21 protein-coding genes and 1 pseudogene are annotated in these 21,780 nt (G+C 57.3%); 10 read left to right on the forward strand and 12 right to left on the reverse strand.

The window, feature by feature from the left end:
• Window positions 1–63: 63 nt before the first annotated feature.
• From mdtD to yccS, 4 genes are all read left to right on the forward strand, one after another.
• On the forward strand, window positions 64–1,491 hold the full coding sequence (mdtD, locus tag ACIOU6_RS04045) for a multidrug transporter subunit MdtD (RefSeq protein WP_339430289.1): 1,428 nt from the start codon (window positions 64–66) through the stop codon (window positions 1,489–1,491).
• Window positions 1,492–1,619: 128 nt separating this feature from the next.
• Entirely contained in the window at window positions 1,620–2,957 is a 1,338-nt protein-coding gene (gene dbpA, locus ACIOU6_RS04050) for an ATP-dependent RNA helicase DbpA (protein WP_260455775.1), read from the forward strand.
• Window positions 2,958–3,029: 72 nt separating this feature from the next.
• Entirely contained in the window at window positions 3,030–4,208 is a 1,179-nt protein-coding gene (locus ACIOU6_RS04055; RefSeq protein ID WP_221731193.1) for an NAD(P)/FAD-dependent oxidoreductase, read from the forward strand.
• A 226-nt stretch (window positions 4,209–4,434) separates the two neighbouring features.
• A complete protein-coding gene (gene yccS, locus ACIOU6_RS04060; protein WP_401134037.1) occupies window positions 4,435–6,627 on the forward strand; it encodes a YccS family putative transporter in 2,193 nt (730 codons plus the stop codon).
• A 120-nt stretch (window positions 6,628–6,747) separates the two neighbouring features.
• Here yccS and ACIOU6_RS04065 read toward each other — a convergent pair whose 3' ends face one another.
• Window positions 6,748–7,485: an ABC transporter substrate-binding protein gene (locus ACIOU6_RS04065; RefSeq protein ID WP_221731195.1), complete on the reverse strand. Its 738-nt coding sequence runs from the start codon at window positions 7,483–7,485 to the stop codon at window positions 6,748–6,750.
• 255 nt (window positions 7,486–7,740) lie between these two features.
• Here ACIOU6_RS04065 and ACIOU6_RS04070 point away from each other — a divergent pair, with 255 nt between their 5' ends.
• The gene (locus ACIOU6_RS04070; RefSeq protein ID WP_221731196.1) at window positions 7,741–8,193 is read left to right on the forward strand and encodes a GNAT family N-acetyltransferase; all 453 of its coding nucleotides are present in this window, start codon (window positions 7,741–7,743) and stop codon (window positions 8,191–8,193) included.
• 93 nt (window positions 8,194–8,286) lie between these two features.
• Here the strand turns inward: ACIOU6_RS04070 and ACIOU6_RS04075 are convergent, their stop codons facing one another.
• The 3 genes and pseudogenes from ACIOU6_RS04075 to ACIOU6_RS04085 form a co-directional block, all read right to left on the reverse strand.
• On the reverse strand, window positions 8,287–8,583 hold the full coding sequence (locus ACIOU6_RS04075) for a helix-turn-helix domain-containing protein (RefSeq protein WP_221731197.1): 297 nt from the start codon (window positions 8,581–8,583) through the stop codon (window positions 8,287–8,289).
• Window positions 8,584–8,609: 26 nt separating this feature from the next.
• Complete coding sequence (locus ACIOU6_RS04080; protein WP_401134042.1) at window positions 8,610–9,101, reverse strand: M48 family metallopeptidase; 492 nt, start codon at window positions 9,099–9,101, stop codon at window positions 8,610–8,612.
• A 44-nt stretch (window positions 9,102–9,145) separates the two neighbouring features.
• Window positions 9,146–11,270: pseudogene (locus tag ACIOU6_RS04085) on the reverse strand (putative bifunctional diguanylate cyclase/phosphodiesterase).
• A 321-nt stretch (window positions 11,271–11,591) separates the two neighbouring features.
• Here ACIOU6_RS04085 and ACIOU6_RS04090 point away from each other — a divergent pair.
• Window positions 11,592–12,260: a polysaccharide lyase family 7 protein gene (locus ACIOU6_RS04090; protein WP_221731200.1), complete on the forward strand. Its 669-nt coding sequence runs from the start codon at window positions 11,592–11,594 to the stop codon at window positions 12,258–12,260.
• A gap of 212 nt (window positions 12,261–12,472) precedes the next feature.
• Here the strand turns inward: ACIOU6_RS04090 and ACIOU6_RS04095 are convergent, their stop codons facing one another.
• Window positions 12,473–12,721, reverse strand: coding sequence for a ubiquitin-like protein (locus ACIOU6_RS04095; protein WP_401134045.1), 249 nt, complete (start codon window positions 12,719–12,721; stop codon window positions 12,473–12,475).
• Window positions 12,722–13,487: 766 nt separating this feature from the next.
• Complete coding sequence (locus ACIOU6_RS04100; protein WP_401134048.1) at window positions 13,488–13,946, reverse strand: ubiquitin-like protein; 459 nt, start codon at window positions 13,944–13,946, stop codon at window positions 13,488–13,490.
• A gap of 299 nt (window positions 13,947–14,245) precedes the next feature.
• On the opposite strand from ACIOU6_RS04100, the gene ACIOU6_RS04105 reads away from it, so the two are divergent.
• The 4 genes from ACIOU6_RS04105 to ACIOU6_RS04120 all read left to right on the forward strand — a co-directional run bounded on the left by ACIOU6_RS04105 (window position 14,246) and on the right by ACIOU6_RS04120 (window position 16,782).
• Window positions 14,246–14,797 carry a hypothetical protein gene (locus ACIOU6_RS04105; protein ID WP_401134054.1) on the forward strand — a complete coding sequence of 184 codons (552 nt, stop codon included), beginning with the start codon at window positions 14,246–14,248 and terminating at the stop codon, window positions 14,795–14,797.
• Window positions 14,798–15,030: 233 nt separating this feature from the next.
• Window positions 15,031–15,393 carry a DUF6124 family protein gene (locus ACIOU6_RS04110; RefSeq protein WP_401134057.1) on the forward strand — a complete coding sequence of 121 codons (363 nt, stop codon included), beginning with the start codon at window positions 15,031–15,033 and terminating at the stop codon, window positions 15,391–15,393.
• A gap of 315 nt (window positions 15,394–15,708) precedes the next feature.
• Window positions 15,709–16,038, forward strand: coding sequence for a thioredoxin (trxA, locus tag ACIOU6_RS04115; protein WP_401134060.1), 330 nt, complete (start codon window positions 15,709–15,711; stop codon window positions 16,036–16,038).
• 462 nt (window positions 16,039–16,500) lie between these two features.
• Window positions 16,501–16,782, forward strand: coding sequence for a hypothetical protein (locus ACIOU6_RS04120; protein ID WP_221732331.1), 282 nt, complete (start codon window positions 16,501–16,503; stop codon window positions 16,780–16,782).
• 86 nt (window positions 16,783–16,868) lie between these two features.
• Here the strand turns inward: ACIOU6_RS04120 and fba are convergent, their stop codons facing one another.
• The 6 genes from fba to ACIOU6_RS04150 form a co-directional block, all read right to left on the reverse strand.
• On the reverse strand, window positions 16,869–17,933 hold the full coding sequence (gene fba, locus ACIOU6_RS04125) for a class II fructose-bisphosphate aldolase (protein ID WP_008081027.1): 1,065 nt from the start codon (window positions 17,931–17,933) through the stop codon (window positions 16,869–16,871).
• A 216-nt stretch (window positions 17,934–18,149) separates the two neighbouring features.
• Window positions 18,150–18,482, reverse strand: a complete 333-nt coding sequence (locus tag ACIOU6_RS04130) for an MliC family protein (RefSeq protein ID WP_221732333.1) — start codon at window positions 18,480–18,482, stop codon at window positions 18,150–18,152.
• 57 nt (window positions 18,483–18,539) lie between these two features.
• Complete coding sequence (locus ACIOU6_RS04135; protein ID WP_221732334.1) at window positions 18,540–18,761, reverse strand: hypothetical protein; 222 nt, start codon at window positions 18,759–18,761, stop codon at window positions 18,540–18,542.
• Window positions 18,762–18,795: 34 nt separating this feature from the next.
• Window positions 18,796–19,959 carry a phosphoglycerate kinase gene (locus tag ACIOU6_RS04140; RefSeq protein ID WP_401134066.1) on the reverse strand — a complete coding sequence of 388 codons (1,164 nt, stop codon included), beginning with the start codon at window positions 19,957–19,959 and terminating at the stop codon, window positions 18,796–18,798.
• 12 nt (window positions 19,960–19,971) lie between these two features.
• Entirely contained in the window at window positions 19,972–21,024 is a 1,053-nt protein-coding gene (epd, locus tag ACIOU6_RS04145) for an erythrose-4-phosphate dehydrogenase (protein ID WP_401134069.1), read from the reverse strand.
• Between the two features lie 180 nt (window positions 21,025–21,204).
• Window positions 21,205–21,780: transketolase-like TK C-terminal-containing protein (locus ACIOU6_RS04150; protein ID WP_401134072.1), on the reverse strand; the 576-nt coding region annotated here is incomplete at its 5' end.

The raw sequence follows: 21,780 nt of genomic DNA on the forward strand, positions 1-21,780 counted from the left end.
TTGGCGAGCAAGCCCGTTCCCACAAAAGCTGGTTTCGCATTAATCCAATTCGAAAGAGGTTCCATGCCCAGCCGCCCGCCTCTCGACGCCATCACCACACGCTGGTTGCCGTGGGTCGTCGCTATCGCTTTCTTCATGCAGTCCCTCGACGGGACCATCCTCAACACCGCGTTGCCGGCCATGGCTCGCGACCTGGCCGAAGATCCGTTACGCATGCAAGGCGTGATCATCGCCTACATGCTCACCGTGGCCCTGTTGATCCCGGCTTCAGGCTGGATCGCCGACCGTTTCGGCACCAAGAAAATCTTCTTCGGCGCGATCTTGCTGTTCAGCTTCGGCTCGCTGCTCTGCGCGGTATCGAGCAGCCTGACCATGCTGGTCGGGGCACGGGTCATTCAGGGTTTGGGCGGCGCGTTGATGCTGCCGGTCGGGCGCTTGGTGGTGCTGCGTGCCTACCCGCGCTCCGAGCTGGTGCGGATCATGGGTTTCATCACCATTCCCGGCCTGCTTGGCCCGCTGATCGGCCCCACCATGGGCGGCTGGATGGTGCAATACCTGACGTGGCACTGGATCTTCCTGATCAACCTGCCGGTCGGCGTCATTGGCTGTTACGCCGTATGGAAGTTCATTCCCGACTTGCGCGGTACTGAGCGAACACGTTTCGATGGCCTGGGTTTCCTGTTGTTCGGCGCGGCGATGATCCTGATCACCATCGCCATGGAGGGCCTCGGCGAACTGCACTTGCCGCACCTGCGGGTGATGTTGCTGCTGTTCGGCGGCATGGCTTGCCTCGCTGCTTATTGGTTGCGCGCAGGCCACATCGAAAACCCCTTGTTCTCGCCATCACTGTTCAAGACCCGCACCTTTGCCGTGGGCATTCTCGGCAATCTGTTCGCGCGGTTGGGCAGCGGCGCCCTGCCGTTTCTGGTGCCATTGCTGCTGCAGGTAGCGCTGGGTTATTCGCCCTCGCAAGCGGGGATGAGCATGCTGCCGCTGGCCGCAGCGGCAATGCTTGCCAAGTGGCTGGCGCGACCGCTGATCGAACGCCTCGGTTATCGCATCGTGCTCACCGGCAACACGCTGGCATTGGGGATCATGCTGGCAAGCATGGGCCTGGTCAGCGAGCAGACCCCCTACTGGCTGCTGCTGTGTCAGTTGTCGATTCTCGGGGCGATCAACTCGCTGCAATTCACCGCGATGAACACCGTGACCCTGATCGACCTCGACGACGCCAGCGCCAGCAGTGGCAACAGCTTGCTGTCGGTGGTCGCGCAATTGTCGTTGAGCCTGGGGGTGGCGTGTGCAGGGGCCTTGCTGGGCGGGTTTACCGCCGAGGCCGGAAATGACGGCGTGGACACCGTTCTGGGGGCGTTCCAACTGACCTTCGTGACGGTTGGCGTCATGGCGATGCTTGCCGCTACGATCTTCTCGCAACTCTCGAAGGAAACCGGCCGGCGCGCCAAACACCCGGAAGAACACATCGAACATTAATCACTGTTCGTCCAGAACTTTCGAGGAAAGTGGCACGGGGCTGCTACACTGCGCGACATTTTGTTTTGCAGGCCAGTCCCGTGACCACCATCGCCACCGCTTTTAATACTCTGCCGCTGTCCGCCGCCATGCTGGCTAACCTCGAATCACTCGGTTATGCCCAGATGACGCCGATCCAGGCGCAGAGCTTGCCGGTGATCCTCAAAGGGATGGACCTGATCGCCCAGGCCAAGACCGGCAGCGGCAAGACCGCAGCTTTCGGCATCGGCCTGCTCAACCCGATCAACCCGCGCTACTTCGGTTGCCAGGCCCTGGTGATCTGCCCGACGCGCGAGTTGGCCGATCAGGTTGCCAAGGAAATCCGTCGTCTGGCCCGTGCCGAAGACAACATCAAGGTGCTGACCCTGTGCGGCGGCGTGTCGTTTGGCCCGCAGATCGCTTCGCTGGAGCACGGCGCGCACATCATCGTCGGCACCCCGGGGCGCATCCAGCAGCACCTGCGCAAAGGCTCGCTGGTCCTTGACGGCCTGAACACGCTGATCCTCGACGAAGCCGACCGCATGCTCGACATGGGTTTCTACGACGCCATCGAAGACATCATCGTCAAGACCCCGGAGCGTCGTCAGACCCTGCTGTTCTCCGCCACTTACCCGGTGGGCATCAAGCAACTGGCGTCGAAGTTCATGCGTGATCCGCAAACGGTCAAAGCCGAAGCGTTCCACGATGACACGCAGATCGAGCAGCGTTTCTACGAGATTTCCCCAGAAGACCGCATGAGCGTGGTGACCAAAGTCCTGCACCACTTCCGCCCGGCGTCCTGCGTGGCGTTCTGCTTCACCAAGCAGCAAGTGCAGGAAACCGTCGATCACCTGACCGCCAAAGGCATCTCCGCCGTCGGCCTGCACGGTGACCTGGAACAGCGCGATCGCGATCAGGTGCTGGCGATGTTCGCCAACCGCAGCACTTCTGTACTGGTCGCCACCGACGTTGCCGCGCGTGGTCTGGACATCGATGCGCTGGACATGGTGATCAACGTCGAACTGGCCCGTGATTCGGAAATCCACATTCACCGCGTCGGCCGTACCGGTCGCGCTGGCGAGAAAGGCATTGCGATCAGCCTCGTTGCACCGGGTGAAGCGCATCGCGCACAAGCCATCGAACAATTGCAGAAATCCCCGTTGAACTGGGATCAGGTCGACAACCTCAAATCCCAGGGCCTCGCCCCGCTGCAGCCGCCGATGACTACGCTGTGCATCGGCGCTGGCCGTAAAGACAAGGTTCGCCCGGGCGACATCCTTGGCGCACTGACCGGCGACGCCGGTATCCCGGGCGCTCAGGTCGGCAAGATCGCGATCTTCGACTTCCAGGCGTATGTGGCCGTTGAACGTACCGTGGCCATGCAGGCCCTGCAGCGCCTGAACGACGGCAAGATCAAGGGCCGTTCGTTGCGCGTACGTATCCTGTAACTGATCTGCTGCCCGACAGAGATCAAATGTGGGAGCGGCGGTGAATTTTGAATTCTTTGTGAGGACACCGTTTTGCGCTCTACCGAAGTCGTGATCATTGGCGCTGGCGCCGCTGGGTTGATGTGTGCACTGACCGCCGCCGGGCGTGGGCGTCAGGTGTTGCTGCTCGACCATGCGAACAAGGCCGGCAAGAAAATCCTGATGTCGGGCGGTGGCCGCTGCAATTTCACCAACATGTACACCGAACCAAGCAATTTCCTCTCGCAGAACCCGCACTTCTGCAAATCCGCACTGGCGCGTTATACCCAGTGGGATTTCATCGGCATGGTCGGCAAACACGCCGTGCCGTACCACGAAAAAAAACTCGGCCAGTTGTTCTGCGATAACAAGTCCAGCGACATCCTCGGCATGCTGCTGGACGAGTGCGATCAGGTGGGCGTCGAGTTGCACCTCGACACGTCGATCCAGACCATCGAGAAAGTCGAGAGCGGTTACCTGCTCGACACCACACTTGGCCAGATCCAGTGCCAATCGCTGGTGATCGCCACTGGCGGCCTGTCGATCCCGACACTGGGCGCCACCGGTTTCGGTTATCAGGTGGCCAAACAGTTCGGCCATGAACTGCTGCCGACCCGCGCCGGCCTGGTGCCGTTCACCATCACCGATCAGCTCAAGGAACTGTGCACCGAGCTGTCCGGCACGTCGGTGGATTGTCTGGTGAGCTGCAACGATCAGAGCTTTCGCGAGAACATTCTGTTCACTCACCGAGGGCTCAGCGGCCCGGCAATCTTGCAGATCTCGTCGTTCTGGGAATCCGGCGATGTGGTCCAGATCAACCTGCTGCCCGATCACGACGCCGCCGCGTGGCTGCAACAGCAAGTGGCCGAACGCCCGAACAGCGAATTGAAAACCCTGCTGGGTGAAATCTTCACCAAGAAGATGGCCAATTTGCTGGCAGACAACTGGTTCGAGTCCAAACCGATGAAGCAGTACACCCACGCCGAACTGGCGGAAATCGCCGACAGGCTGGGCAGCTGGAAAGTCGTGCCGGCCGGCACCGAAGGTTATCGCACCGCCGAAGTGACCCTCGGCGGCGTGGATACTCGCGAAGTCTCCTCCAAGACCATGGAATCGCTGAAAAGCCCTGGCCTGTATTTCGTCGGTGAAGTGCTCGACGTCACCGGCCATTTGGGCGGCTTCAATTTCCAGTGGGCCTGGGCCTCGGGTTACGCGGCGGCGCAGTACGTCTGATCCCAAAAAAATCAAAACTGTGGGAGCAAGCTTGCTCGCGAATGCGGTGGATCAGTCGACATTGATGTTGAATGGCACACCGCTTTCGGGAGCAAGCCCCCTCCCACAGTTGTTATGTGTAGAGCTCAAAGGAACACTTTTTGCTGTCAGATGTGATCGGCGCCATTGCGTCGACGTCATTACTGGCTCAATTTAGCGGCATCGCCTCGGAAGGCCTTCGCACTTCATGTCCTCGACCTCGTTTCGTCAGTCTTTGCGGCGCCTGTGGGCGCTGGATAAATTCAGCTATAGCGTGCGGGTGTTCATCGCCCTGACCGGCAGCATGGCGCTGTGTTGGTATCAGGATGAAATGGGGCTGCTGATCCCGTTGTTCCTGGGGATCATCGCCAGCGCCCTGGCCGAAACCGACGACAGTTGGCAGGGCCGTCTCAATGCGCTCGCCGTGACGCTGGTGTGTTTCAGTGTCGCCGCGCTGTCGGTTGAATTGCTCTTCCCCTACCCCATCGTCTTTGCCGTTGCCCTGGCACTGGCCAGTTTCGGCCTGACCATGCTCGGTGCGCTCGGCGAGCGTTATGGCGCGATTGCCTCGGCGACCTTGATTCTTTCCGTGTACACGATGATCGGCGTTGACCAGCGCGGCGGCGCTGTCATCGATTTTTGGCACGAGCCCATGCTGCTGGTAGCCGGTGCCGCGTGGTACGGCCTGCTGTCGGTGTTGTGGCAGGCGCTGTTCTCCAATCAGCCCGTGCAGCAAAGCCTGGCGCGACTGTTCCGTGAACTGGGCTTTTACCTGAAGCTCAAATCCTCGCTGTTCGAGCCGATCCGGCAGATGGACGTCGAAGCACGACGGCTGGAGTTGGCCCAGCAAAATGGTCGCGTGGTCGCTGCGCTGAACAGCGCCAAGGAAATCATCCTGCACCGCGTCGGCAACGGTCGCCCTGGCTCGAAAGTCAGCCGTTACCTGAAACTGTACTTCCTCGCCCAGGACATCCACGAACGCGCCAGTTCTTCGCACTATCCGTACAACGCGTTGGCCGATGCGTTTTTCCACAGCGACGTGCTGTTCCGTTGTCAGCGCCTGTTGCGCCAGCAAGGCAAGGCCTGCCGAGCATTGGCCGAATCGATCCAGATGCGTCAGCCCTTCGTCTACGACGCCAGTTTCGCTGAAGCCCTGAGCGACCTCGATGCCTCCCTCGAACACCTGCGCATCCAGAGCAACCCGGCCTGGCGCGGCCTGCTGCGCTCACTGCGCGCACTGGCCGCCAACCTCGGCACCCTCGACCGATTGCTCAGTGATGCGAGCAACCCCGATGCCTTGGCCGATGCCACCGACAGCAGTTTGCTCGACCGCTCGCCGCGCAATCTGAAAGACGTTTGGATTCGCCTGCGCACCCAACTGACACCGACGTCCTTGCTGTTCCGCCATGCCCTGCGCCTGCCGCTGGCGTTGAGTATCGGCTACGGCATGGTGCATTTGATTCACCCATCGCAAGGCTACTGGATCATCCTCACCACGCTGTTCGTCTGCCAGCCGAACTACGGCGCAACACGCCGCAAACTCGGCCAGCGGATCTTCGGCACTGCCATCGGCCTGACCGTAGCGTGGGCGCTGTTCGATCTGTTCCCCAGCCCGTTGGTGCAGTCGTGCTTTGCGATTGCTGCCGGCGTGGTGTTCTTTACCAACCGCACCACCCGCTACACCCTGGCCACCGCCGCGATCACCATCATGGTGCTGTTCTGCTTCAACCAGGTCGGCGACGGTTACGGGCTGTTCCTGCCACGGCTGTTCGATACCTTGCTCGGCAGTCTGATCGCGGGGCTGGCCGTTTTCCTGTTCCTGCCGGACTGGCAGGGTCGACGCCTGAACAAAGTGCTGGCCAACACCCTGACCTGCAACAGCATCTACCTGCGCCAGATCATGCAGCAATACGCCGCTGGCAAAACCGACGACCTCGCTTATCGTCTGGCTCGACGCAACGCGCACAACGCCGATGCAGCGCTGTCGACGACGCTGGCGAACATGCTGATGGAGCCGGGGCATTTTCGTAAGGAAGCGGATGTGGGGTTCCGTTTTCTGGTGCTGTCGCACACCCTGCTCAGCTACCTGTCGGGGCTGGGCGCACACCGGGAAACGCAATTACCGGCGGATGTGCGCGAACACTTGATCGGCGGCGCCGGGGTGAAACTGGCGACGAGCATCGATGAAATCGCCCAAGGGCTGGCGAGCAAACGGCCGATTGCGATTCAGAGCGATGAAGAAGAAGCGCTGGCCAATGAGCTGGAACAGATGCCCGATGAAATCGATGAGGGGCAGCGGTTGGTGCAGACACAACTGGCGCTGATTTACCGGCAGTTGGGGCCGTTGCGTACCTTGGCGGCGCATTTGATCAAAGACACCAATGAGATTGGCGCTGGCTGACAGGACGCCTTCGCGAGCAAGCTCGCTCCCACAGTGAATGTGTGCACGACACAGCACCCATGTGGGAGCGAGCCTGCTCGCGAAGAGGCCATCGCAGCACCACAGAATCTGGGTCAGCCCTCACATCCCATGCTGCCTCAACAACTTGTCATAACTGCCATCCGCCTTCATCGCCGCTATCGCCTTGTCAAACCCCGCCACAATCTGTTCATGCTGCGGGTTTTTCAGGCTCACCAGAATATGCAGGCTGTTCTCGCTCAACGGCTTGGGCAAAAACTCCACGGCATTGCGCACCTTCGGTGATTCACGCGCCAGGTAATAGCGCGCCACATACTCGTCCTCCAGCGTCAACTTGACCCGGTCCGCCGCGAGCATGCGCACGGCCATGGCAAAGTTATGCACAGGGACTCTCTGCAACGCGGTGTCGGCATCGAACGTCGCCGAATAGGCGTAACCGCGCACCACCGCAATCGGATACGTGTGCAGTTGCTGCAAGTTGCTGTATTCGAGCGGCGTGTCTTTGCGCTTGAGGAAGCGGACGCGGTTGAGCAGGTACTCACCGGAGAACTGCCCAAGCCTGGTGCGCTCGTCGTTATACCAGGCGTTGACCAGCACATCGTAGCGACCCTCACCGACACCCATCAGTGCCCGTGCCCACGGCACTTGCTCGTAATCGCTGGCATACCCGGCCCGGGCCAGCGCGGTGCTGACAATGTCTGTGGCCAGACCGCCGTTGACCAAGGTGTCATCGGTAAAGGGTGGCCAGATATCAAACACCAGCCGCAACTTGTCCGCTACGGCGGTTTGAGCCAGTAAGAGCAACCCGATCAAAGCAAAGGCTCGATGCAGTCGCGGCATGCTTGAAAATCCTTAGCGGGCGAGCAGCCCAGCGTGTTTTCAGTCAAAACCCCAAGGCCCCTTACCGGCAAAACCCAGGCCCTAACATTAGCTCATTGGAGCCATTGCACAGCGCTCCTGTGCAGATTACACAAAGATGTCACTGTCGCGAGAAAGGAATAGTGGCATTTTGACCTTTGTCACAGACTCTTACGCCATAAAGACATCTGCGGCCAGTGCGCTTAGTATCGGGCGACACGTTCAAGGAGTCGGACAATGACAATCGAGTGGGTCTGCAAACATCACAACGATCTGGGCAAAGAGCAGTTGTACGCACTGTTGAAGTTGCGATCGGAAGTGTTCGTGGTCGAACAGAAATGTGCATATCCGGATCTCGACGGGCAGGATCTGGAGGGCGACACCTACCATTTGATGGGCTGGGACAAGGGCCAACTGGTCGCCTACCTGCGCCTGCTGGATCCGGAGTCCCAGGGCGGCGACGTGGTCATCGGCCGGGTAGTGACCTCCGCACAGGCGCGCGGTAAAGGGCTGGGCCACGAGATGATGGAACAGGCACTGAAACAGGCCGAACGGCATTGGCCGCAGGTGCCGATCTACCTGTCGGCACAGGCGCATTTGCAGGGGTATTACGGCAAGTACGGGTTTGTCGCAGTGGGTGAGGAATACCTGGAGGATGGCATTGCGCACATCGGGATGCGCCGTTCCTGACGGCCCCTTCGCGAGCAAGCCCGCTCCCACAGTCGGGATGCATTCTCCTGTGGGAGCGGGCTCGCGAAGGTGTCAGTTCAATCGATACAAGGCTCAGGGATACTCAAGCACAGCCTTGATCTGGCCCAAATTGCGCTCGATCCACCCGCGATCAATCGCCCCCCACTCACGAACCCTATAGCGCCCGGCATGGTTGCGGGCGCCTTCTTCCTGCTCGAACTCACAGACGATGTCCAGATCCGCCAACGCGGCAATTGTGTCCTGCGCGGTGCGCCGGGGCATCCCGGTGATTTCAGTCAACGCCGGCACGCTGGGCGCCAAGCCGCTATCGATCAGATACGCGACGTAGAGACGTCGGTAAAAACTGCTTTTGGTTTTGCTGACATCCATCCAAACACTCCCAACGTGACAGCTCTTCACTGCATATCCCGCCATGTCAGGTACACCCGCAGATCAAACTCGACCTGGTGATACCCCGGCAGCATGTGCTCGCACAATTTATAGAATGCCTTGTTGTGATCCGATTCCTTGAAATGCGCCAGTTCATGCACGACGATCATTTTCAGAAAGTCCGGCGCCGCCTCTTTGAACAGCGAGGCGATACGAATCTCTTTCTTGGCCTTGAGCTTGCCGCCCTGCACACGCGAAACCGTGGTGTGCAGGCCGAGGGTGCGATGGGTCAGGTCGAGGCGGTTGTCGAACAGCACCTTGTCGATGGCCGGGGCGTTGCGCAGGTATTCCTGCTTCAAGTCCAAGGCGTAGGTGTACAGCGCCTTGTCGCTCTGCACATCGTGGCGTCCCGAGTAGCGTTGATCCAGGTATTCACCCAGACGCCCGTCGGCGATCAGTTGGCGCACCTGATCCTGCAGTTGCGCAGGATAGGCCTGGAGATACTTCAACACAGTCATGGACGAGCGACACGGTTCGAAAAAGGTGCGCCAGTGTAGCGAATTCAGCCGGACAACGCGCTCCAGTCAAACGGCTCGGTAAAGCTTGCGGCATCTTCGGCAATCAATGGCCGCGCCACCAAAAAGCCTTGCACGTACTCGCAGCCGTGGGCTTGCAGCCATTGGTATTGCTCGATGGTCTCGACCCCTTCGGCGATCACCAGCAACCCGTATTGCTTGCACAACGTGATCACCGTGCTGACCAGTGAGGCATCGCGTTTGGAGTCCGGCAATCGCGCAATCAGATGGCGATCGAGCTTCAGCGTATCCAGTTCCAGATCGCGCAAATGCGCCAGTGAACACGGCCCGGAGCCGAAGTCATCCAGCGCCACCCGCACCCCCAGATTGCGCAGCAAACGCAACTGCTTGCGCGTTTCCTCGGGGTTTTTGCATCAATGCCTCTTCGGTGACTTCGACCTCCAGTTGCCGCGGCTGCAACGCGTGCCGCTCCATGACCTGGCGCAACTCGGTGACCAGATTCGGCAGGCTGAACTGGGTGTTGCTCAAACTCACGCCGAGCACCAGATCTTCGGCAAACAAGGTTTCCCAGGCTTTGCGCTGACCGGCGCCACAATGATAAATCCAGCTGCCGAGGCGACTGATCAGCCGCGCCTCTTCCAGTAACGGCAGAAACAGCCCCGGCGGCACGTCGCCGACACTCGGGTGCTGCCAACGCAACAGCGCCTCAAAACCACGGATCTGGCCACTGTCGATCGCCACTTGTGGTTGATAGACCAGATTGAAATCGCGGTTTTCGATGGCGGTACGCACGCTTTCTTCCAACATCAAACGCGAACGCGCCCGACCGTTCATTTCGTGATCGTAGAAACGATATTGCTGACGCCCGGCACGCTTGGCTTCGTACATAGCGATGTCCGAAGCACGCAGTAGTCCGTCGAGGTTCGACCCGCAATCGGGATAAGTGGCGATGCCGATACTGGCGCCGAGGGCGATATCCAGTCCTTCGATTTGCTGACAGATCGACACCCGTTCGATGAGCTTTTCCGCAATCTTCGCCGCCTGCTCGGGAAACTCAAGATCCAGCAGCGCCGTGAATTCATCCCCACCCATGCGCGCCAAAATATCGAACGGTCGCAGGCAAGCCTTCAATTGCTCGGACACCCAGCGCAGCACACGGTCGCCGACATCGTGACCGAGTGAGTCGTTGACCCGTTTAAACCCGTCGAGATCCAGATACAGCAATACCCAACTGCTGTCGTTGCGTTCGCCGCGCTGCAGCAGGTTTTCCACGGTCTGGTAAAAACCACGACGATTGAGCAGCCCGGTCAGCGGATCAGTGACGGCTTGAAATTCGAGTTGCTGGTGCAAGTGGCGCACCACCGACATATCCAGCACCGTCACCACCATGGCGTGTTGCTCGGCGGGCAACGCGGCACAAGACAGCGCCACCGGCACCTGCTGGCCCGGCGCCGTGCGTAATAACGCATCGTGCAGTCTCAGCGTTTCACTACGCTGATAGCGGGTGTAAAACTCGGAATCGGCCCACACCGGTATGTGCGGTTTCTGCAGATAGTCGAGAAACTCCTTACCCTCCAGATCCCTTACCGGCGCATTGAGCAACCGTGAAATCGCCGGATTGGCAAAGCGAATCAAACCATCCTCGCTCAGCACCAAAATGCCCTCGGCGGCGTTATCCAGCACCGAAGCATTGAAGGCCCGGGCGGATTCAAGATCCCGGCTCAAACGTTGCAAGGCTCGACGATTGCGCTGGTGCTCCAGCAATGCCTGCACCTTGGGCTTGAGGATCTGCGGGTCGAACGGCTTGAACAGATAATCCACCGCGCCACTGGCGTACCCCTTGATCACGGCAGCCTGAGACTGTTCGTTGGCGGTGAGGAAGATAATCGGTGTGAGTTGCGTACGCTGGCTGCCGCGCATCAGTCGCGCGACTTCAAAACCGTCCATGCCTGGCATCTGCACGTCCAGCAGCACCAGATCGACGTCGTGTTCGAGCAGAAGGTTAAGCGCCTCGAAACCGGAGGCGGCGGTCAACACCTGCCAATCCTGACGCTGCAGCAAAGCCCGCATGCTAATCAGATTTTCAGGGTAGTCATCAACGATCAATAGGACTGAGCTGCCTTCACCTGGCTGTGTTTGCGCGCATTCCATGCTGCTTCTCTTGTCGGGACATCAGATCGGTTTCCGTTAAAAACCGTACACATATAGAGGCTTCACTCTAGTCCCGGATCGGCAAAAGCAGAAGCTGTCATCAGGCCATCAGCTAACCAATGATTGTCTAGCCGACTAACGGTCGTCGCTACAGCCCGCGTAAACCGTGAAAGATGGCATTTCGACAGGATGTTGACGCCAATCATCTGCCAAACGGCCGTTAACAAAAAACGCCTCTACGCTTATAAAGACCGCCCCCAAAAGGCGCGGACTAGAGCTTCTGGCACGCGCGTTCAGGATCAATCGAGTGGAAGAACCGACATGATCGATCTCGCAACCTGGAACCTCAGCGTTCCAGTCGGCAGCCCGCCGTACACCGTCGAAACCTCAAAACTGGTGAAGGGCTTCAAGGATCAGTACTTCCATTCCGACACCGGCACGCTGTTTTTCTGGTCGCCGGTGACCGGATCAAAAACCGAAAACGCCATCTACCCGCGCACCGAACTGCGCGAAACCTACAGCAATGGCACCTTGCGCAACTGGTATTACCCGGACGCCGACAACCTGCTGCGCGCGACCGTCACGGTCAACAAAGTGCCCAGCTCCGGCAAAATCGTCATCGGCCAGATCCACGCTTACCAAAGCCAGAAACCGCTGGTCAAACTCGAATACCAGTACAAGACCAAAACCCAAACCGGCAACCTGGTGATCAAAGTGCGCATGCACCCCGATGAAGACGACAGCCGCGTCATCACCCTCGCCACCGGGATCAAACTGGATAACGAATTCAACTACCTCATCCACTTGAGCCCCGGCGGCGCACTGGGCGTCAGCGCGGCGGGTTATCAGTGGGATTCGAAGATCAGCGCGACCTGGCGCAACAAGCCGTTGTACTTCAAGGCTGGGGTTTATGTGCAGGACAACACCGGGTACACGAGTGAGGGTGGGCAGGTGACGTTCAGCAAACTCGACATTGACCACGATAAATAACCCAAATCCCCGCATCTCTCTGTAGGAGCTGCCGAAGGCTGCGATCTTTTGAATCTAAATTCTTAAAGATCGCAGCCTACGGCAGTTCCTGTAGAAAACTTCCGCGTTCCGCCCTCGCCTCAAAATATAATGTACGCGCCACTCAGAAGTATTAATACTCCTGATCGTAAGGTGCCAAGCGAGGTTAATACCAAGATAGCGAAAACTGTGTATTAGCCGCCACGTAGTCTTAAGATCAAGTGAAGATTAGACCCATTGCTTATCTTATAGTCAGTTAACGTGCGACCATCTTCGAGTTGCGCACCAGCAAAAATGAGGCGTTGTTGATCAGGCGGAATACCCTCTTTGTCCTGAATTTTTGCCTTTACGTTCTCGATACTATCGCCGGGTTCAACTTCAAGAATAATAGGTGCAGTACCGAAAGAACCAACATCATCAACTTTCTTTATATTAATTTGCATACGAAACACTCCAATTTTATTGACCTTTCTGAATTGAAAACATGATTTCAATCACCTTCAACAACATCCGACGTTTTCTATGGTATCTGACGGCTCAGTAATCAAATTAATCGTTTGCCCTTCCAGTGTTCTAACGTACAAATACGAGTCGCCCGATGTATCTCTAGAAAAACTGGAAATCTTCCTGATCAAAATTACCCTACGGCCATACTCATTGTCTTCACTAACGACTGTTAGCGTTGAGCTGTCTTTAGACTCCAGCGTGCCTGAAAAAAACGCGAAGCGCTTGCTCCCCTGAAACAGCATCGTCAAAAACATACTGGACGACACCTTTCTCGCCCTCCGGAGCTCCATCCACATCAGTCTGAATAATACTGTCCATGATTCCACCCTCTTGAGTAAAGACACCACAACTCACTACATTGAGGCGTCATATTCTCCACAAAAGCTCGACACGTCCACTGTCAAACCTGACAGGTTTTAATATCCATTTCGAATTACATATCGAACGATCAGATCTGTTGAAGAGTTATCCAGGATATTTATCGCCTGTGCAGCCACTGCACTTCAAGGTAGGGCTTAATTTGCAAGACAACACGGGATATTCCAGCGGGGTGGGCAGTTGACGTTCAGTAAACTCGGTATCGATCACGACAAACAGCCCACGCCCCCCTCTTTAGGCATTGCTGCAAACTGCGATCTTTTGGCTTTGCTTTTTAAATCAAAGGCAAGATCAAATGATCACAGCTTCAGGCAGCCACCGTGTTCATTCAGCAATAAACAACTGGACAGTAGATTCGTCGCTGATGCCATAGTCAGACAACGTTCGTCCATCTTCGAGTTGTTTACCTTCGAACACGAGTTTTTGCTTAGCAGGAGGAATGTCTGCGTCAGACTGAATTAACACCTTAACATTCCGTATAGGCTCTGATGGAGAAAAATAGAATTTACAATAATCATCCACATTATCCGACTCGCCCTGCTCGCCCGACATTATTAGTACATCTAACATGATGGCATCCGATGAAAAACTGATTATGTTTTTAAACAAGATAGTCCTTCGGTCGTAGTTATCGCGGTCACTGATTATGGTTAGCGCTGAATCGTCTTTTGATTCCACCAAGCCTGAAAAAACTCGATGTTCCTGCGCTCCTGAAATCGCATCATTAAAAGTATATCCGACGACCACTTTCATCCCCGCAGTTGCTCTATATTCGTCGTCCATGGTCAATTCCTCTAGAGGCTAATAGAACAGTTAATTTGAGCCTCGATATTCACGGCCAACATTAAAATTGACCACTGTCAAACCTGACAGGTTTTAATATCGATTCTGAATAACGCCCATAACCATTGCACTCGATCGAGCATCAACTCGAGCAACTTCTTTTCTCTTACAACAAAACGCATACTTCTAACGGGCGCCTATCGCCAAACAATATAAACACCTGTCAGATTTCACAGTAGGCGACCAGGTCCAGAATCGATAGCGTTGGCAATGCCATCAATTGTTCAAGAAGACGCCCCATGCCTGCCCCACTCGGAATTTTCTGCAACGACAACAACAGCTTTTGCATAGACATTACCCATGCAGAAAACGACGGCCAGCTCCGAGGTACGCTGGAAGAACGAGGTCATCGATACCCGATTGCCGGGACTTATCGTCAGCGTGACAGCACTTACACCGAGATCGGGTTTATGACAGATATCGCTGGCATAAAGGGCCGCTGGTGGGGAGAGATCGACAGCCTTAGAGGTTATCCGACACTCAGCGTCATCCGGGCTCATGCCTCGCCGGGCGCAGGCCAAGCCTTGACCGGTTATCACTTGAAAGAGAAACCCGTTGCCCAGCCATCTCGCTCCGCCCACGCAACTGTAGAAAAACCGCGTTACGGTGGGTCACTCGTTCACTTGAAACGCTGGATGCTTGGTTGGGCTGTTTGCACGGGGCAAGACGGGCATTTCCACGAGTTGTTTACATTCGTAAGACGTTACATCCGCAGGCCTACAACAGCTTGCGTCGTTGCCTACGGGTACGCCAGAATCCGCCGGCTTGTGCGCCTGGAGGGCCATCGGTAACTTGATTCGCGTCACTGATTTCCAGTGATCGGGTTTAGTAGCCCGTGGTGTTTTTCAGTTATGTGCAAAGCGCATCAGTCAGCTATTGCTGTCTGACTTGATGGCGGCTGTGTGCAGGGCGCTTCGGCGCGCCGGTTAATGCTGAATAACTCCCCGGTCTACTAACCTGCGCACAGTTGCCACCCTTCTTTTAGTAGAGAAGGCGAAGCGGCTCCATCAGGAGTTTTCAGCAAATGATCAAATCAACGCCTCATCCGCCGGTCACCGACCCGGCATCCCCCTACGAATCCCCCCACTCAAAAAAATTTCACGACGCCGCCGAACGCGCCCTCGACCACTACCTCAACCCCGCGGCGGCCATCATGGCCAGCACCCAAGAACCCGAGGCCATGTACTTCGCCAACCCGAAGTACAACACCGAATCCCTGCTGGCCAACGCCAGCGAAACCCTGGGGTCAGCCAGCGAAATGCTCAACAACTTCGCCGCGATGCTCGATACCTCACACCGCAAAACCGCGCTAGGCATCGCGCAGGTCGTCATGCTTGGTGAACTGGCGGTGAATCAGGCACTGGATCATATTGAGTTGAAGGAGTAGTTCTGTTCAGCAAAAAAGCAACCCGCCTCACGGCGGGTTTTTCATAACGTGGGTCAAAGCCGAGCGCTTGTTCAACAAACCTTTTAGCTAACGCTGGAACGCTGGCTCCACCTCGATTGTTTGATCATCGAGTTTTTTCAGTTCACATCTGGGTCTAGGTCACATAGCGAATTCATATAAAAAACTGTCAGTTATTACAGGTGACGCACCGCATATACCGTTCTAGATTCAACGAAGCAAAGCAACCTGCACAGGACAACGCGAGCCAGGCAATAACGTCTGGCCCGCCAGTGCTATTAATTCAAGGAAATCCCCATGAGCAGCGAACTTATTAAACACATCAGCGACGATAGCTTTGAATGGGATGTTTTACGATCCGAGTTACCCGTATTGGTCGATTACTGGGCGCCATGGTGCGGCCCTTGCAAAATTATGGATCCGATACTGGACGAGATCGCCGAGGCTTACAAAGGCAAGCTGACCGTTGCCAAACTGAACGTCGACGAGAACCATGAAATCCCCGCCAGTCAAGGCGTGCGTAACATCCCAACCATGACGCTTTTCAAAAACGGAGCCGTCGCGGCGACGAAATCTGGCACCTTGCGCAAGGCTGAACTGGAGACGTTCCTCAACAACGCTCTCTAAAGATTTACCTCCGCTCGCTGTACTTCTAGTTTTTAAAAGTCCACGAGGAGTAACCCATCAAATTCCAATTTCGCCACGACCTCTGTAAACGCCGCCACAAGAAACCCGCCATCGGCGGGTTTCTTGAATCAGCAACTAACGTTTAGTTCACCTTGGCGTTCAACTCACCCTTCAGATAACACTGACACATCGCTTTCATCGAGATCTTAATTAAAATAACCGTCCACTTTTGACCTTAAAAAAACGATGGGGATTGATTTAATAAATCTGTCCCCGCTCAGGATTCACCAAAACTTCTAATAGCCAAACAACCTAAACATATAGCCAGTTCATATTAAACACTGCCACTTATTACAGGTTACGCGCGCTCATATAGTACTTAACATCAAAAACAAGCGATACACGCATTTACCCGCATCGCTTACAGTCAAAAACAAACTAATCTACATGGAAGAAACTAACATGGCACAGAAAGCAAATATCGCCCCCCTTCAATATGCGCCCCCCCTTGGTCCACATCCCGTACTTTACGGAACAGGCGAGCCTAATTATTTTGTTGACGTTGCTGTTTCCAACACCGGTCAGGTGCTCGGAAAAGGTCGTGTCGAATCGGGTGGGCAATGGAGAGTCGAGTTAACAATCAAAACAGGTGAATGGATTCAGGTTCAAGCTCGATGCTACGCCACTCCAAATGCTCCGGTCTCGAATGTAGAGTGGAGCGATCCGGTGAATATCTACGGTTAGGAGCTAAAGGAGAAATCGAATTTATTTCGAGCTACTTACCATGAAAAAAGCCCGCATCACTGCGGGCTTCTTTCAAACACTTAGATTTAGTTAACCTTGGCGTTCAACTCACCCTTCAGATAACGCTGGTACATCGCTTCCAGCGAGATCGGCTTGATTTTCGAAGCATTGCCCGCAGTACCAAACGCTTCATAACGCGCGATACACACATCACGCATCGCCGTCACGGTGGCGCCGAAGAATTTACGTGGGTCGAATTCGCTCGGGTTGGTGGCCATCAGGCGACGCATTGCACCGGTGGAGGCCAGGCGCAGGTCGGTGTCGATGTTGACCTTGCGCACGCCGTGCTTGATGCCCTCAACGATTTCTTCAACCGGTACGCCGTAGGTTTCTTTGATGTCGCCGCCGTACTGGTTGATGATCGCCAGCCACTCTTGTGGCACCGAGGACGAACCGTGCATCACCAGATGGGTGTTCGGGATGCGTTTGTGGATTTCCTTGATGCGGTCGATCGCCAGCACGTCACCGGTCGGTGGCTTGGTGAACTTGTACGCGCCGTGGCTGGTGCCGATGGCGATGGCCAAGGCATCCACCTGAGTGCGCTTGACGAAGTCAGCGGCTTCTTCCGGGTCGGTCAGCATCTGGCTGTGATCCAGAACGCCTTCGGCGCCGATGCCGTCTTCTTCACCGGCCATGCCGGTTTCCAGCGAACCCAGGCAGCCCAGCTCGCCTTCTACCGAGACGCCACAGGCGTGCGCCATGGCCACGGTTTGTTGGGTAACGCGCACGTTGTAGTCGTAGTCGGTCGGGGTCTTGCCGTCTTCGCCCAGCGAGCCGTCCATCATCACCGAGCTGAAGCCCAGTTGGATCGAGCGCTGGCAGACGTCAGGGCTGGTGCCGTGGTCCTGGTGCATGCACACCGGGATGTGCGGGAATTCTTCGATCGCGGCCAGGATCAGGTGACGCAGGAATGGCGCGCCGGCGTATTTACGGGCGCCGGCCGAAGCCTGAACGATCACCGGGGAGTCAGTCTTGTCAGCGGCTTCCATGATGGCGCGCATCTGTTCAAGGTTGTTGACGTTGAAGGCTGGAACGCCGTAGCCGAACTCGGCTGCGTGGTCCAACATCTGGCGCATGCTGATAAGTGCCATTGTGTGTGTCTCTCCCGGTTTGGGTCGTTAATCGTGCCAGCCTGCCGGAGCGGCGGCGGCTATTCAAGTGATTGCAGATCGGGGGTTGAGGCCCGGTCTGGTGATTCGGTGTTACCAAAATCTTGTGAACAAAATAGAACCTCTGTGGGAGCGGCGGTGCGACGATTCGACTTGCTCGCTCCCACATTTGGATCTCTGTACATCAATTCAATCGTGTTACTGCGCTTTGCAGCCGCGGCCAATCAGGTCATTGGTGGCGACCCAGTACACCAGGCCTTCATCACCCTTGACGTGAAACGCCAGCATGCCGTCGCTGTACAGCGTGCCCGAGGCGCCCGGCTCTTCTTTCAGGCGATAGACCTGATCACCGCCGCCCAAACGGACGTCGACTTCCTTCTTGTCGGCATCGGCGTAGCGCCACAGCACTTTGGCCTGGCTGTCGCAGGTCCAGGTCGTCCAGTTATCCGCCGGGGCGGACGACTGAAACAGGTTTAACTGTGCGCAACCGCCCAACAATGCCAACGCCGCAATGGCGATCAAGCCTTTCATCCGTGTTCCTCGACCGGCAGCGCACGCCGCCAGCCCTGAGTTAAAGAGTCAGACCCGTCAAGGACAACCATGTTCCTTGGCCGGGGTTTGCGTCTCGTATTTCTCCAGGCCGTCCGGCCCCGAGCGCTTGTTCAGCACCGGGTTGGTTTCGGCCTGCCAGTCGGCCTGATAACAGCCCTTGTTCAACTCGCTGGGTGCCGGCGTCGCTTCGGCCTTCGGGTTACTCCCGCAGGCCGCCAGCGTACCGGTCAGCAGCAACAGTGCTAACGACTTGACCATGTGACCACTCCTTTGCCTGGCCAAACGGGCGGCCTCAGGCCTTGGCCCGGGTTTCCAGGACTTCAACGGCCGGCAGCACTTTGCCCTCGACGAATTCGAGGAATGCGCCACCACCGGTGGAAATGTAGGAGATTTGCTCAGCTACGCCATATTTATCGATGGCGGCCAGGGTGTCGCCACCGCCCGCAATGGAGAACGCAGCGCTGTCAGCGATGGCCTGGGCCAGCACTTTGGTGCCGTTGCCGAACTGATCAAACTCGAACACGCCGACCGGGCCGTTCCACAGAATGGTTTTCGACGATTTCAACAGTTCGGCGAAGTTCGCGGCGGTCTGTGGGCCGATGTCCAGAATCATGTCATCGGCAGCGACGTCAGCGATCAGTTTGACGGTCGCCTCAGCGCTTTCAGCGAATTCCTTGGCGCACACAACATCGACCGGCAGCGGCACGCTGACCTTGGCGGCGATGGCGCGAGCGGTGTCCAGCAAGTCCGGCTCGTACAGCGACTTGCCAACCGGGTGACCGGCAGCGGCGAGGAAGGTGTTGGCGATGCCGCCACCGACGATCAGTTGATCGCAGATCTGGCTCAGGCTGTTCAACACGTCGAGTTTGGTCGACACCTTGGAGCCGGCAACGATGGCCGCCATTGGCTTGGCCGGAGCGCCCAGGGCTTTGCCCAGCGCATCCAGTTCAGCGGCCAGCAACGGGCCAGCGGCGGCGACTCTGGCGAACTTGGCCACGCCGTGGGTCGAGCCCTCGGCGCGGTGCGCGGTGCCGAAGGCGTCCATCACGAACACATCGCACAGGGCAGCGTATTGCTGGGCCAGTTCGTCAGCGTTCTTTTTCTCGCCCTTGTTGAAGCGCACGTTTTCGAACAGCACGATGTCGCCAGCCTTGACGTCAACGCCGCCCAGGTAATCGGCCACCAGCGGCACTTCACGGCCCAGCGCCTTGCTCAGGTAGTCAGCGACTGGCTTGAGGCTGTTCTCGGCGGAGAACTCGCCTTCGGTCGGACGGCCAAGGTGCGAGCACACCATGACGGCGGCACCTTTTTCCAGGGCCAGCTTGATGGTCGGCAGCGAAGCCAGGATACGCGCGTCGCTGGTGACGACACCGTCCTTGACTGGGACGTTGAGGTCTTCGCGGATCAATACGCGCTTACCTTGCAGATCGAGGTCGGACATCTTCAACACGGTCATGGGTCGCACTTCCTACGTTTTTTTTGAAGTTGCTGTTTGCAGATAGTGTTCTGCAACGTCCAGCATTCGGTTGGCAAAACCCCATTCGTTATCGAACCAGGCCAGGATGTTCACAAGCTTTGGGCCTGAGACACGGGTCTGGCTGGCATCGACGATGGCCGAATGTGGGTCATGGTTGAAATCACAGCTTGCATGGGGAAGCTCGGTATAGGCCAACAGGCCTTTGAGCGGGCCGCTGGTGGCGGCTTCGCGCAGGATCCGGTTGACTTCATTGGCATCGGTGGCGGTGGCCGTCTGCATCGTGATGTCGAGGCAGGAGACGTTGACCGTCGGCACGCGTACGGCTTTGGCCTGAATTCGCCCGGCAAGTTCCGGCAGCAGGCGCTCGATACCGCGCGCCAGACCGGTGGACACCGGGATCACCGACTGGAACGCCGAACGGGTGCGGCGCAGGTCTTCGTGGTGATAGGCGTCGATCACAGGCTGATCGTTCATCGCCGAGTGAATGGTGGTGATCGACACGTAATCCAGGCCAATGGCCTTGTCCAGCAGGCGCAACAGCGGCACGCCGCAGTTGGTGGTGCAGGAGGCGTTGGACACCAGCAGTTCGTCGCCGGTCAGGCAGTCCTGATTGACGCCGTAGACGATGGTGGCGTCGACATCCGCCTCGCTGGCCATTGGCTGCGAGAACAACACGCGTGGTGCGCCGGCGTCGAGAAAACGCTGGCCGTCTTCACGGGTGTTGTAGGCGCCGGAGCATTCAAGCACCAGATCGACGCCCAGGGACGCCCAATCGATGCCTTCGGGAGTGGCACTGCGCAGGACCTTCACGCAGTCACCCTTAATATGCAGACAATCGCCTTCAACCCGCACTTCGCCCGGGAACCGGCCGTGGGTGGAGTCAAAGCGTGTCAGGTATTCGATGCTGGCCATGTCAGCCAGATCGTTGATTGCGACAATTTCGAACCCGGCTTTTTCGCCTCGCTCAAACAACGCACGCAAGACGCAACGACCAATCCGGCCGTAGCCGTTGAGTGCAACTTTGTAAGGACGCGGTTGAGGCATGGGGTTCTCGATTACCGTTTGAATCCGTTACTGCAGTGGCGTCTGAACCACCGCTTTCGCGAGCAAGCCCGCTCCCACATTGGATCAGGGTTGTGAACACTGTTCGTGTCACACAACAAATCCCCCTGTGGGAGCGGGCTTGCTCGCGAAGGCGTCAGTCCGGACGACGTGACTTCTGGATCAGTCTTCCAGCAGCTCTTCAGCCTGACCCAGGATGTTTTCCAGGGTGAAACCGAACTCTTCGAACAGTGCTGGCGCAGGCGCCGACTCACCGTAAGTGGTCATGCCGATCACGCGACCTTCCAGACCCACGTACTTGAACCAGAAGTCGGCGTGAGCCGCTTCGATCGCGATACGCGCGCTGACCTGCAACGGCAGGACGGCTTGCTTGTAGCCAGCATCCTGAGCATCGAACACGCTGGTGCAAGGCATCGAAACCACGCGCACCTTGCGGCCCTGCTCGGTCAGTTTGTCGAAGGCTTGAACAGCCAGGCCGACTTCCGAACCGGTCGCAATCAGAATCAGCTCAGGCTCGCCTGCGCAGTCCTTCAGCACGTAGCCACCGCGGCTGATGTCGGCGATCTGGCCAGCATCACGGGCTTGGTGCTGCAGGTTCTGACGCGAGAAAATCAGCGCCGATGGACCGTCCTTGCGCTCCAGAGCGTTTTTCCAGGCCACGGCCGATTCAACGGCATCGGCTGGACGCCAGGTGTCGTGGTTCGGCGTGGTGCGCAGGCTGGTCAGTTGCTCGGTCGG

Source organism: Pseudomonas sp. NPDC087615, assembly GCF_044743445.1.
Lineage (GTDB): Bacteria > Pseudomonadota > Gammaproteobacteria > Pseudomonadales > Pseudomonadaceae > Aquipseudomonas > Aquipseudomonas baetica_A.